The sequence below is a fragment of the Mycobacterium sp. genome, assembly GCF_035499775.1.
Classification (GTDB): Bacteria; Actinomycetota; Actinomycetes; order Mycobacteriales; family Mycobacteriaceae; genus Mycobacterium.
In genome coordinates this window covers 1-14,002 of the sequence record NZ_DATJYB010000324.1, presented here as the reverse complement: position 1 = coordinate 14,002, position 14,002 = coordinate 1, and the positions used below count along the sequence as shown (strand labels likewise).

Annotated in this window: 5 protein-coding genes; 4 read left to right on the top strand and 1 reads right to left on the bottom strand. The window is 67.3% G+C overall.

Annotated features, from left to right (window positions below):
- The first annotated feature begins 64 nt into the window (after positions 1 to 64).
- Positions 65 to 1,417 carry a lipocalin-like domain-containing protein gene (locus VML93_RS20420; protein ID WP_325613471.1) on the top strand — a complete coding sequence of 451 codons (1,353 nt, stop codon included), beginning with the start codon at positions 65 to 67 and terminating at the stop codon, positions 1,415 to 1,417.
- Positions 1,418 to 1,428: 11 nt separating this feature from the next.
- Here the strand turns inward: VML93_RS20420 and VML93_RS20415 are convergent, their stop codons facing one another.
- Positions 1,429 to 2,580 carry an aromatic ring-hydroxylating oxygenase subunit alpha gene (locus VML93_RS20415; protein ID WP_325613469.1) on the bottom strand — a complete coding sequence of 384 codons (1,152 nt, stop codon included), beginning with the start codon at positions 2,578 to 2,580 and terminating at the stop codon, positions 1,429 to 1,431.
- A 451-nt stretch (positions 2,581 to 3,031) separates the two neighbouring features.
- Between VML93_RS20415 and VML93_RS20410 the strand changes: the two genes are divergently transcribed.
- The 3 genes from VML93_RS20410 to VML93_RS20400 all read left to right on the top strand — a co-directional run bounded on the left by VML93_RS20410 (position 3,032) and on the right by VML93_RS20400 (position 13,984).
- On the top strand, positions 3,032 to 3,754 hold the full coding sequence (locus VML93_RS20410) for a DUF1906 domain-containing protein (RefSeq protein ID WP_325613468.1): 723 nt from the start codon (positions 3,032 to 3,034) through the stop codon (positions 3,752 to 3,754).
- A 554-nt stretch (positions 3,755 to 4,308) separates the two neighbouring features.
- Positions 4,309 to 13,566 carry a polyketide synthase gene (locus VML93_RS20405; protein ID WP_325613466.1) on the top strand — a complete coding sequence of 3,086 codons (9,258 nt, stop codon included), beginning with the start codon at positions 4,309 to 4,311 and terminating at the stop codon, positions 13,564 to 13,566.
- 28 nt (positions 13,567 to 13,594) lie between these two features.
- Complete coding sequence (locus VML93_RS20400) at positions 13,595 to 13,984, top strand: holo-ACP synthase (RefSeq protein ID WP_325613464.1); 390 nt, start codon at positions 13,595 to 13,597, stop codon at positions 13,982 to 13,984.
- The last annotated feature ends 18 nt before the right edge of the window (positions 13,985 to 14,002 follow it).

The window sequence follows — 14,002 nt, the reverse complement described above, 5'->3', positions numbered from 1 at the left end:
CCTCGGGGCAGCCACGGTAATTTCGCTATTGATGCTAACATAGCGAAAAAAGCGAAGGCCGGAGATGAATGACGATTGGCGCAGCTACCCGTTTGAGTTGGTGCCCGGCGACAACCAGTTGGACTTTCCCGCTGCCGAAGGCGAACACCCCGACCAGGAATCCGATACCTGGTTCATCGCCGGCGAACTCGCAGCGCCCGAGGCGGGCCGCTCGTTTGCCTTCCTGACCATCTTCAACAAGAACCGGCCCGGCGGAACGATCGTCGCGGATTTCTACACGCTGGCGCTGTTCGACCTCGACACCGGCGAGTACGGCACCTATACCGACTACGACATGCCGCCGGCCAACATGAAGCCGGGAGCAGTGCCCAAGTTGTCCATGGCCGCTGGGCATCTCGACCTCGAATACCGAAGCGCCGCCGGCACCGCGTCGTGGACCACCCGCCGGGACGGTGACGGCGAATTGTTGCCCTACACCTACCGGATCAGCCTGGTCGGCGAAGACCAGGCCGGAAAGCCGATGCGCCTGGACCTGGCCGCGACGCCGACGCGGGCGCCGACACCGGTGGGCTCATCGGCGTACAACGGCAAGATCGTCTGTTTCGGCCAGGCCGGCACGTACTCGTACTTCCAGACGGGAATGACGATGACCGGGATGCTGAGCTGGGGCGAGCTGACCGAACAGGTCTCCGGCAGCGCCGGTCACGTCGACCGGCAATGGTTTCCGAAGTACGCCGGTGGCGGCGGCGACGGGGGAGCACCGCGGACCAGGTCGCACGAATGGCGAACGATCAATTTCGACAACGGCGTCGACCTGAGCATCTGGCGTCAGTTCGACCGCCTGAATGGTAATGCGCTGCAACCGTTTACCGGTATCACGACAAGCTCGCCCGATCCCGCGGTGGCACCCCAGTGCGCCGAGGATTTCGACGTCGCGGTCAGTAGCTATGTGAAATGGCCGGATTCGGTGCGTCCGCTGGTGCGCCCGCCGGTGCTAGCGAGGTGGATGCCGGATCGCCACCGGATCACCTGTCCCACAATGCAATTGGATATCGTCGGCGAGCCGCTGGTGGCCGCGCCGGCGCACGGTTTGCCGATCGAATACATGGAAGGGCCCTACCGGTATCACGGCACCATGTGGGGCGAGCCGGTGACCGGCTTCGCGTTCAACGAGCGGTCCCTTGCGCTGTACCGGGATTGGGAGCTGCTCGACGTGCTGGCCAACATGGCTCCGGATCTGGAGGCCGTCGTCGACGACGTCAGACGGCTGGTGGCCTCGGGCCGTCGCGGCGAGGCCCGCGAGGTGCTGCAAAAGGCGAGATCGGATCAAGAAGGTGAGCTGGCAACGCTTTTCGACGACCTGATCGCCGTGCTGGCCGACGACGATGCCCGAACCGCACCAGCGCATCACGGCTAGAGGCAGTCACCTCACCTTAGTCGCGAGGCCTCGGTAAGCGCCTGCTCCCAAGTGATGTGGCGATGCTGCAGTCCCGGTTCGTTGCGCCCGAACACCAGTTTCTCGCGGGCGCCCGACTCGAGGTTGGCTTGCAGCGCTTGGACTAGCGCGTAGTCCTCGTCGCGCACCGTGGCGTGCGCATAATCGAAGACGGCCTGGGCTCCGGCGGCAACCGATTCGTCGGACAGATCCAGCGGCGTGGAGTTCTGGTGCACCGTGATCGACCGACCCGGGCGGTCGCCGGGGTAGACCCGGAACAGCTCGCCGTTGGCGATCGTCACCGACAGCACGATGTTGGGGAACAGCGCGTAGATCACCACCATGCTGCGGAACGGCTCCCACTTGTCTTCGGGGACGTCGTCCAGGTCGAGGATGCCGTTGAGCGGGAAGATCAGCCGGTGGTGCGGCCCGAATGCGTCGAACACCGTGCAGTTGCTGCGGGCGATGGTGGCAAACGTCTGCCGGTGCACGGTGGCGAAGTGGTAGTTCTCCGCGAAGGTGTCGACGGCCAGTTTCCAGTTGATCGGGCAGTCGAGCACCTTCTCGCCGAGCGGTGACCACCGTCCGATGCCCCACGAGTCGAGTTCGTCGGCCAGCGGGCCCAGGTGCGCGGCGACGTCCAGGGTGGTGCCGGGATCCAGCGCCACCCAGAGGAACCCGGCGAACTCGGCGGCGGGAAGTTCGGTCAGACCGTCGGATTTCAGGGCCACGTCGGGGAAGCCCTCGCGGCCCGGCAGGCCGATCAACCGTCCGGTGTTGTCGTAGGTCCATGCGTGATACGGACAGCTGAACCGCTTCGCGGTGCCGCACCCGGTCACCACCTGCGACTGGCGGTGCAGGCACACATTGTCGAATGCTTTGACCGCTCCCTCCGATGTCCTGGTCAGCAGGATCGATCGGCCCATCACCGTCTTGGTGCAGTAGCTGCCGGGGCCGGGCAACTCGGAGACGTAGCCGACCAATTGCGGGCTGGCCAGGACCATGGCGCGGTCGCGGTCGTGGCGCTCGAGCGAGGTGTACTCCCGCGCGTCGACGGCGTGTTGCCGGGGCGCCAGGTCGGTCGTCTTGTCGCGGGCCAGCTTGAGGGCGCGTCGGGTCAGGTCGATGAGTTGGTCGTGATCCATGGGCGGGACCTGTCACATCCTTGACGTTAACTTTATAAACTTAGTAGTGATAATACTAATACGACGGGCGGCTTATGCGCTGCCCCCGGGTCCGACGTACTAGCCCTCGGTGCAAACGCGGCGAAGAGCGGCGGAAAAGGTGGCGAAGAAGCGTCGCACTCGCGGCGAGACTGAAGTAGCGGCGTCGAGACTGCAGTCGCGGCGAGACTGAAGTAGCGGCATCGAAACTGCACACAGATCGCAATTTTCGACGATTCGATGCCCTCAGTTCAGTTTCGGCGGCCGCACGCAGTTGCGGCGCCCGCACCGCAGTTGCGGCGCCCGCACGCTTGCCACCGCGACACGGGACGCGGCCCCACCCCGCCAGGAAATCGACGATGCGGCAATGTGATGCACATGTGATGGTTATGACCAGTGTGTCTACTGGTGTTCCTGTCGTACCCTGTGGCATGTGTCGGTGTCGCGGCGTGACGTGCTCAAATTCGCGGCCGCGACGCCGGGTCTACTAGCTCTGGGGGTCGCGGGCGCGTCGTTGGGCGCTGCGCCGGCGTCGGCGGCTTCACTCGGTACCTTGTTGGACTACGCAGCCGGCGTCATCCCGGCCCACGAGATCAGGGCCGCCGGTGCGGTGGGGGCGATCCGTTACGTGTCCGACCGACGTCCGGGCGGCAACTGGATGCTCGGCAAGCCGATGCAAGTGGCCGAGGCGCACGATTTGAGCAGTAGCGGACTGAAGATCGTCTCGTGCTATCAGTACGGCAAGGGAAGCAGCTCGGATTGGCTGGGCGGCGCCGGCGCCGGTACCCAGCACGCCCAGCGCGGAATGCAGTTGCACGCCGCGGCCGGTGGTCCGTCCAGCGCCCCCATCTACGCCTCGATCGACGACAACCCGTCGTATGACCAGTACAAACAGCAGGTGGCGCCGTATCTGCGGGCCTGGGAGTCGGTCGTCGGGCACCAGCGCACCGGGGTGTACGCGAATTCGAAAACGATCGACTGGGCGCTGCATGACGGCCTGGGCTCCTACTTCTGGCAGCACAACTGGGGCTCGCCCAAGGGGTACGCGCATCCGGCCGCGCATCTGCATCAGGTAGAGATCGACAAACGCTCGGTGGGTGGGGTCGGTGTCGACATCAACGAAATCCTCAAGCCCCAATTCGGGCAGTGGACCTAGCCGGCTGGGCCCAAAAGGTGTGAGCCCGCGGTCTGTTCGTGGTCTGGCCGGCCGCACCGGACCGTCCGGCGCAGACTCCAGCAAACACTCGTTCGCTCAATTCCCGGCGTCACAGCCGTCGGCGCATTCGTGAGAGCCCGACAGAACGGGTTTGGAGCGCTCGAGTCTGCTCAAATTTTTAACATAACGATTCCATAACAATACTGCCTTGATCAGCGCAGTTATAGCTACTCGACCGTAACCACCTACATGCAGGACGTTTGTCCGGGACACCCGCGCGCGGACTTGAACCAGGTGTTACCCACGACACGGTTACCCGCGCGTAGAACTCACCAGTAACCAACCACCATGCCCGATATCCGAAAACCCTTATGACACCCTTATGTGAGCCAGTGCTGTCTGCCGGGCCGCTCGTTCCGCGGGCCGGCCCGCTGACAACACACGGGTCAGCGGATCTTCTTGGCGCCGATTCACCGTGGAGTCGACGACGCCAGCCCGCCGATGTTGACCGGCGAACGGAACGAAACGTAAAGACGCGACAGGGAGATATAAAGGTGACGATCTACGAGCACGACCGGGTGTCCGCTGACCGCGACGGGACCGGCCCCCACAGCGCCCATGCTCTGGTCGATCGTCTGGCGGCCGGCGAGCCGTATGCCGTCGCGTTCGGCGGACAGGGCAGCGCCTGGCTGGAGACCCTCGAAGAACTGGTGTCCTCGGCCGGGATCGAATCCGACCTGGCCACGCTGGTCGGCGAGGCGGAGTTGCTGCTGGAGCCGGTCGCCAAAGAGCTGGTCGTGGTGCGGCCGGTCGGCTTCGAGCCGCTGCAGTGGGTACGCGCACTCGCCGCCGAAGAATCCGTCCCGTCCGACAAGCACCTGACCTCGGCCGCGGTGTCGCTGCCCGGCGTGCTGCTCACCCAGATCGCGGCCATCCGCGCCCTGGCCCGCCAGGGCATGGACCTGATCGCCACCCCGCCGGTAGCCGTCGCGGGTCACTCGCAGGGCGTGTTGGCCGTGGAGGCGCTGAAGGCCGCGGGCGCACGCGACGTGGAGCTGTTGGCCCTGGCCCAGCTGCTCGGCGCCGCCGGAACGCTGGTGGCGCGCCGCCGCGGAATCTCGATCCTCGGCGACCGCCCGCCGATGGTCTCGGTGACCAACGCCGACCCGGAGCGCATCGGGCGGCTGCTCGACGAGTTCGCCCAGGACGTTCGCACCGTGCTGCCCCCGGTGCTGTCCATCCGCAACGGCCGGCGTTCGGTCGTCATCACCGGCACCCCCGAGCAGCTCTCGCGCTTCGAGCTCTATTGCAGGCAGATCTCGGAGAAGGAAGAGGCCGACCGCAAGAACAAGATCCGCGGCGGCGACGTCTTCGCGCCCGTCTTCGACCCGGTGCAGGTGGAGGTGGGCTTCCACACCCCGCGGCTGGGCGACGGCATCGACATCGTCGGCGGCTGGGCGGAAAAGGTCGGCATCGACGTCGGGTTCGCTCGAAAGCTGGCGGACTCGATCCTGGTCAGCAAGGTCGACTGGGTGAACGAGATCACCCGAGTGCATCAGGCCGGTGCCCGCTGGATTCTCGACCTGGGCCCCGGCGACATCCTGACGCGGCTGACCGCGCCAGTGGTCCGCGGCCTTGGGGTGGGCATTGTGCCCGCGGCCACGCGCGGCGGCCAGCGCAACCTGTTCACCGTCGGGGCCACGCCCGAGGTCGCCCGCGCCTGGTCGAGTTACGCCCCGACCGTCGTGCGCCTGCCAGACGGCCGCGTCAAGCTCTCGACGAAATTCACCCGCCTGACCGGCCGCTCGCCGATCCTGCTGGCGGGCATGACCCCGACCACCGTTGACGCCAAGATCGTCGCTGCCGCGGCCAATGCCGGGCACTGGGCCGAGCTGGCTGGCGGCGGGCAGGTCACCGAAGAAGTCTTCGCCGCCCGCATCGGGGAGATGGCCGGACTGCTCGAGCCCGGCCGCACCTACGAGTTCAACGCGCTGTTCCTCGACCCTTATCTGTGGAAGCTGCAGGTCGGTGGCAAGCGGCTGGTGCAGAAAGCGCGCCAGTCGGGCGCGGCGATCGACGGTGTGGTGGTCAGCGCCGGTATCCCGGAACTCGAGGAAGCCGTCGAACTGATCGACGAACTCAACGACATCGGCATCAGCCATGTCGTGTTCAAGCCCGGCACCATCGAGCAGATCCGCTCGGTCATCCGCATCGCCACCGAGGTGCCCACCAAGCCGGTGATCATGCACGTCGAGGGCGGGCGTGCGGGTGGTCACCATTCCTGGGAAGACCTCGACGACCTACTGCTGGCGACGTACTCGGAGCTGCGGTCGCGGCCCAACATCACGGTCTGCGTCGGCGGCGGCATCGGCACCCCCGAACGCGCGGCCGAATACCTGTCGGGACGCTGGGCGCAGTCCTACGGCTTCCCGTTGATGCCCATCGACGGCATCTTGGTCGGTACCGCCGCGATGGCGACGCTGGAGTCCACCACATCGCCGTCGGTCAAGCGGATGCTGGTCGACACCCAGGGCACCGAGCACTGGATCAGCGCCGGAAAAGCCCAGGGCGGCATGGCTTCCAGCCGTAGCCAGCTCGGGGCCGACATCCACGAGATCGACAACACCGCCTCGCGTTGCGGTCGCCTGCTCGACGAGGTCGCCGGCGACGCGGAGGCCGTCGCGGAGCGGCGCGACGAGATCATCGCGGCGATGGCCAACACCGCCAAGCCCTATTTCGGCGACGTCGCGGAGATGACCTACCTGCAGTGGCTGCAGCGTTACGTCGAACTGACCATCGGCGAGGGCAATTCGACCGCCGACACCGCTGGGCTCTTGGGGCCGGACAGCCCGTGGCTGGCCGACACCTGGCGCGACCGGTTCGAGCAGATGCTGCAGCGCGCCGAAGCCCGTTTGCACGCAAAGGATTCCGGCCTGATCGAGAGCCTGTTCAACGACTCGGCACTACTCGAGAATCCCGAGCAGGCCATCGCCACCCTGCTGGCGCATTACCCGGACGCCGACACGGTGCAACTGCATCCGGCTGACGTGCCGTTCTTCGTCACGCTGTGCAAGACGCTGGGCAAGCCGGTGAATTTCGTCCCGGTCGTCGACAAGGACGTCCGGCGCTGGTGGCGCAGTGACTCGCTGTGGCAGGCGCACGACGCCCGCTACGACGCCGACCAGGTGTGCATCATCCCCGGCACCGCAGCGGTGGCCGGTATCACCCTGATGGACGAACCCGTTGGCGAGTTGCTGGACCGTTTCGAGCAGGCCGCCATCGACGAGGTGCTCGCACAGGACGGGCAGCCGAAAGAGGTGACGTCGCGCCGGCTGGGCCGAGCGGACGTGACCGGCCCACTGGCCGTCGTGCTGGACGCGCCAGATGTGTTGTGGGCCGGCCGCACCGCCACCAACCCGGTGCACCGCATCGCCGACCCGGGCGAGTGGCAGGTTCATGACGAGGCCGGAAACCTCCGCGCCACACACTCTTCCACCGGCGCGCGGCTGCAGGTGAGCAGGGATGACCAAGTGATCCTCAGTGTTCCCGTGTCGGGCACCTGGATCGACATTCCGTTCACGTTGCCCCCCAACACCGTTGACGGCGGGATGCCGGTGGTTTCCCTCGAAGACGCCAGTACCGCCATGCGCTCGGTGCTGGCGATCGCCGCCGGCGTCGACGGCCCCGAATCCCTGCCCGCGGTCACCGATGGGACGGCCACTGTCACGGTCGACTGGGATCCCGAGCGAGTCGCCGACCACACCGGCGTCACGGCCACCTTCGGGGATCCGCTGGCGCCCAGTCTCACCACCGTGCCCGACGCACTCGTCGGCCTCTGCTGGCCGGCGGTTTTCGCGACGATCGGCTCGGCCGTCACCGAGGCGGGCGTCCCCGTGGTCGAGGGCCTGCTGAGCCTGGTGCACTTGGACCACGCCGCCCGTGTCGTCGGCAAGTTGCCGACCGTCAAGGCTCAATTAACCATCACCGCAACGGCTTCCAAGGCAATCGACACCGACATGGGCCGCGTTGTGCCGGTGTCGGTGACGGTTGCCGACGGCGCAGACGGCCAAGTGATCGCCTCGCTGGACGAGCGGTTCGCGATCCTGGGTCGCACCGGCCCTGCCGAACTCACCGACCCGGTCCGCGCCGGTGGCGCGGTATCGGAGAACGCGACCGACACACCGCGTCGCCGTCGCCGCGACGTCAGGCTCACCGCACCGGTCGACATGCGTCCGTTCGCGGTGGTGTCCGGCGACCACAACCCGATTCACACCGACCGGGCGGCCGCGCTGCTGGCCGGCCTGGAATCGCCGATCGTGCACGGCATGTGGCTGTCGGCCGCGGCGCAGCACGCGGTGACCGCCACCGACGGCCAAGCACGCCCGCCGGCGCGACTGGTCGGTTGGACGGCGCGATTCCTGGGCATGGTGCGGCCCGGCGACGAGGTCGACTTCCGCGTCGAGCGTGTCGGAATCGACCGGGGTGCAGAGGTTTTGGAAGTAGCCGCGCGCATCGGATCTGACCTGGTGATGTCGGCGACGGCGCGGCTTGCCGCGCCCAAGACGGTCTACGCCTTCCCCGGCCAGGGCATCCAGCACAAGGGCATGGGCATGGATGTCCGGGCCCGCTCCAAGGCGGCCCGCAAGGTATGGGACACCGCGGACAGGTTCACCCGCGACACGCTGGGCTTCTCAGTGCTGCACGTGGTCCGCGACAACCCGACCAGCATCATCGCCAGCGGTGTGCATTACCACCACCCCGACGGGGTGTTGTACCTGACGCAGTTCACCCAGGTGGCGATGGCGACGGTGGCGGCTGCTCAGGTCGCCGAGATGCGCGAGCAGGGCGCCTTCGTCGAAGGTGCCATCGCCTGCGGCCACTCCGTCGGCGAGTACACGGCGCTGGCCTGCGTGACGGGCATCTACGAGCTGGAAGCCTTGCTGGAAACGGTGTTTCACCGCGGGTCGAAGATGCACGACATCGTGCCACGCGACGAGTTGGGCCGCTCCAACTTCCGGTTGGCGGCGATCAGGCCGTCGCAGATCGACCTGGACGACGCCGACGTCACCGCTTTCGTCGCCGAAATCGCCGAGCGCACCGGGGAATTTCTAGAGATCGTGAACTTCAACCTGCGCGGTTCCCAGTACGCGATCGCCGGTACGGTGCGCGGGCTGGAGGCGCTGGAGGAAGAGGTGGAGCGCCGCCGCGAGATCACCGGTGGCAAGCGTTCGTTCATTCTGGTGCCCGGTATCGACGTCCCGTTCCACTCCCGGGTGTTGCGGGTCGGCGTGGCCGAATTCCGGCGTTCACTGGACCGGGTCATGCCACGCGATCAACACCACGAATTGATCATCGGGCGCTACATCCCCAACCTGGTGCCGCGGCCGTTCACGCTGGATCGCGACTTCATCCAGGAAATCCGGGATTTGGTGCCCGCCGAGCCGCTCGACGAGATTCTCGCCGACTACGACACCTGGCGCCGCGAGCGCGAGAGCGAGATGGCGCGCACCGTCTTGATCGAGCTGTTGGCTTGGCAGTTCGCCAGCCCGGTGCGCTGGATCGAGACGCAGGATCTGCTGTTCATCGAGGAGGCCGCCGGCGGCCTGGGTGTGGAGCGGTTCGTCGAGATCGGCGTGAAGTCGGCGCCGACGGTGGCGGGACTGGCCACGAACACGCTCAAGCTTCCTGAATACGCCCACAGCACAGTGGAAGTGCTCAACGCCGAGCGTGACGCCGCGGTGCTGTTCGCCACCGACACCGACCCCGAGCCGGAGGACGAGGTTGAGGCGGCTGGGGGGTCCGACGCTGTCGCGTCGGACGGCGCGCCCAACCCCGATGTCGCACCAGCCGTCGCTGCGGCTCCCGCCGCAGCTCCGTCCGGTGCTCCGCGTCCTGACGACATCGGATTCGATGCCGCTGATGCCACATTGGCGCTGATCGCGCTTTCGGCCAAGATGCGCATCGACCAGATCGAGGTGCTCGACTCGATCGAGTCCATCACCGACGGCGCGTCGTCGCGGCGCAACCAGCTGCTGGTGGACCTGGGCTCCGAGTTGAACCTGGGTGCCATCGACGGTGCCGCAGAGGCCGACCTGGCCGGGCTGCGGTCGCAGGTGACTAAGCTGGCGCGCACCTACAAGCCCTATGGCCCAGTGCTTTCCGACGCGATCAACGACCAGCTGCGGACCATTCTCGGGCCGTCGGGCAAGCGGCCCGGCGCCATCGCCGAGCGGGTCACCAAGACCTGGGAGCTCGGCGACGGTTGGGCCAAGCACGTCACGGTTGAGGTCGCGCTGGGTACCCGCGAGGGCACCAGCGTCCGTGGGGGTGCGCTGGGGCACCTGCACGAGGGTGCGCTGGCCGACGCCGCCTCCGTCGACAAGGTCATTGATGCCGCGGTCACGTCGGTGGGCGCACGCCACGGTATCCCGGTGGCGTTGCCGTCGGCGGGTGGTGGCGGCGGAGCGACCGTGGACGCGGCCGCGTTGAGCGAGTTCACCGATCAGATCACCGGCCCCGACGGGGTGCTCGCCTCGGCGGCCCGCCTGGTTCTGGGTCAGCTGGGCCTGGACGACCCGGTCAGTGCGTTGCCGGCGGCCACCGATGCCGAGCTCATCGACCTGGTCACCACCGAATTGGGCGCGGACTGGCCACGTTTGGTGGCACCGGTGTTCGACGGCAAGAAGGCCGTCGTCTTCGACGACCGCTGGGCCAGCGCCCGGGAGGACCTGGTCAAGCTGTGGCTCACCGACGAGGGTGACATCGACGCCGACTGGATGCGACTGTCCGAACGGTTCGAGGGCGCCGGTCACGTCGTTGCCACGCAAGCCACCTGGTGGCAGGGCAAGTCGCTGGCCGCGGGCCGCCAGATTCATGGTTCGCTGTACGGGCGGATCGCCGCCGGCGCCGAGAACCCGGACCCCGGTCCCTATAGCAAGGAAGTCGCTGTGGTGACCGGTGCCTCGAAGGGTTCGATCGCCGCCTCGGTGGCCGCACGACTGCTCGACGGCGGTGCCACCGTCATCGCGACGACGTCGAAGCTGGACGGCGAACGGCTGGCCTTCTACCGCACCCTGTACCGGGACCACGCTCGTTACGGCGCGGCGCTGTGGGTGGTGGCGGCCAACATGGCGTCCTACTCCGACATCGACGCCCTTGTCGACTGGGTCGGCAACGAACAGTCTGAAAGCCTTGGGCCGCAGTCGATTCACATCAAGGACGCGCAGACACCGACGCTGCTGTTCCCGTTCGCCGCGCCGCGGGTCGTCGGCGATCTCTCCGAGGCCGGGTCGCGCTCCGAGATGGAGATGAAGGTTCTGCTGTGGGCCGCGCAGCGGCTGATCGGCGGTCTGTCCAAGATCGGCGCCGAGCGCGACATCGCATCGCGGCTGCACGTGGTGCTGCCGGGCTCGCCCAACCGCGGGATGTTCGGCGGTGACGGCGCGTACGGCGAGGCCAAGTCGGCCCTGGACGCTGTGGTGAGCCGTTGGCACGCCGAGTCCTCCTGGGCGGCCCGGGTCAGCCTGGCGCACGCACTGATCGGCTGGACCCGCGGCACCGGATTGATGGGCCACAACGACGCCATCGTCACTGCCGTGGAAGAGGCTGGTGTCACCACCTACTCGACCGACGAGATGGCCGCCATGCTGCTGGGCCTGTGCGACGTGGAGTCCAAGGTCGCCGCTGCCAACAAACCGATCAAGGCCGACCTGACCGGCGGGCTGGGTGAGGCCGACCTCGACATGGCCGAACTGGCCGCCAAAGCGCGCGAGGATCAGGCGGCGAAGGCCTCAGAAAACCCAGAGGACACCGCGGCCGAAGGAACCATCGCGGCCCTGCCCTCCCCGCCGCGGGGATTCACGCCGGCACCACCTCCGCATTGGGACGACCTCGACGTCGACCCAGCGGATCTGGTGGTGATCGTCGGTGGCGCCGAAATCGGCCCGTACGGTTCGTCGCGCACCCGGTTCGAGATGGAGGTCGATAACGAACTGTCGGCGGCCGGCGTACTGGAGCTGGCCTGGACCACCGGGCTGATCCGCTGGGAGGACGATCCGCAACCGGGTTGGTACGACGTGGAATCCGGCGATCTCGTCGACGAGGCCGAGCTGGTCGAGCGTTACCACGATGCCGTGGTGGAACGAGTGGGCGTTCGCGAATTCGTTGACGACGGCTCGATCAACCCCAACGAGGGGTCGCCGCTGCTGGTATCGGTATTCCTGGACAAGGACTTTGCATTCGTCGTCTCGTCGGAGGCTGACGCCCGCGCCTTCGCCGAGTTCGATCCGGAGCACACCGTCATCCGTCCGATGCCCGACTCGACCGACTGGCAGGTCATCCGCAAGGCAGGCACAGAGATTCGGGTGCCGCGGAAGAACAAGCTGTCGCGGCTCGTCGGTGGCCAGGTCCCGACCGGGTTCGACCCCACGGTGTGGGGTATCGGGCCGGATATGGCGAGTTCCATTGACCGGCTGGCGGTGTGGAACATCGTGGCGACCGTCGACGCGTTCCTGACTGCCGGTTTCAGCCCGGCCGAGGTGATGCGCTACGTGCACCCGAGTTTGGTGGCCAACACGATGGGCACCGGCATGGGTGGTGGTACCTCGATGCAGACGATGTACCACGGAAACCTGTTGGGCCGTAACAAGCCGAACGACATCTTCCAGGAAGTGCTGCCGAATATCGTTGCCGCGCATGTGGTTCAGTCCTACATCGGCAGCTACGGCGCGATGATCCACCCGGTCGCCGCGTGCGCGACGGCCGCGGTATCGATGGAGGAGGGTCTCGACAAGATCCGGCTGGGCAAGGCCGAGCTGGTGGTGACCGGCGGCATCGACGACCTGACGCTGGAAGGCATCATCGGCTTCGGTGACATGGCGGCCACCGCCGACACCAGCATCATGCGCGGCCGCGGCATCGACGACTCGAAGTTCTCCCGGCCCAACGACCGGCGGCGGCTGGGCTTCGTCGAAGCTCAGGGCGGCGGCACCATCGTGCTGGCGCGCGGTGACCTGGCGCTGAAGATGGGACTGCCGGTACTTGCGGTGGTGGCCTTCGCGCAGTCGTTCGGTGACGGTGTGCACACCTCGATCCCGGCCCCGGGGCTGGGTGCGCTGGGCGCCGGGCGCGGCGGCAAGGACTCGCCGCTGGCCCGGTCGCTGGCCAAGCTGGGCGTCGGCGCCGACGACATCGCGGTGATCTCCAAGCACGACACGTCGACGCTGGCCAACGACCCCAACGAGACCGAGTTGCACGAGCGGCTGGCCGACTCGCTGGGCCGCTCCGCGGGCGCGCCGCTGTTCGTGGTGTCGCAGAAGAGCCTGACCGGTCACGCCAAGGGCGGCGCGGCGGTCTTCCAGACCATGGGGCTGTGCCAAATGCTGCGCGACGGGGTGATCCCGCCCAACCGCAGCCTGGACTGCGTCGACGACGAACTGGCCGGTTCTGCGCACTTCGTCTGGGTGCGTGACACGCTGCGCCTCGGCGAGAAGTTCCCGCTGAAGGCCGGAATGCTGACCAGCCTCGGGTTCGGCCATGTGTCCGGCCTGGTCGCGCTGGTGCACCCGCAGGCGTTCATCGCCGCGCTGGACGCCGATCAGCGCGCGGACTACCAGCGCCGCGCCGACGCCCGGCTGTTGGCCGGTCAGCGCCGGTTGGCCTCGGCCATTGCCGGTGGTGAGCCGATGTACCAGCGGCCACCGGACCGTCGCTTCGACCACAGCGCGCCGGAGAAGCGGCAGGAGGCGTCGATGCTGCTGAATTCGGCCGCTCGGTTGGGTGAAGGCGACGCGTACGAGGTCCCTGCCGGATGATTTCGGTCATCCATTAACCTGGCGATCCATGGGCATTGTCGGAGTGGGGATCGACCTCGTCTCCATTCCTGATTTCGCCGAGCAGGTCGACCAGCCGGGAACCATGTTCTCGGAGACGTTCACCCCGGGTGAGCGCCGCGACGCCTCCGACAAGAGTTCGTCGGCGGCGCGTCACCTGGCGGCGCGCTGGGCTGCCAAGGAGGCGGTGATCAAAGCCTGGTCCGGTTCGCGGTTCGCCCAGCGTCCGGTGTTGCCGGAGGACATCCACCGCGACATCGAGGTGGTCACCGACATGTGGGGCCGGCCGCGGGTCCGGCTGACCGGCGAGATCGCCAAGCATCTGGCCGACGTGACGATCCATGTGTCGCTGACCCACGAAGGGGACACCGCGGCCGCGGTCGCCATCCTCGAGACGTAGGCCGAGAAGACGTAAAAG

Coding starts and splice junctions, on each gene's coding strand:
- VML93_RS20420 (WP_325613471.1), top strand. CDS start 65: ATGAATGACGATTGGCGCAGCTACCCGTTTGAGTTGGTGCCCGGCGAC.
- VML93_RS20415 (WP_325613469.1), bottom strand. CDS start 2,580: ATGGATCACGACCAACTCATCGACCTGACCCGACGCGCCCTCAAGCTG.
- VML93_RS20400 (WP_325613464.1), top strand. CDS start 13,595: ATGGGCATTGTCGGAGTGGGGATCGACCTCGTCTCCATTCCTGATTTC.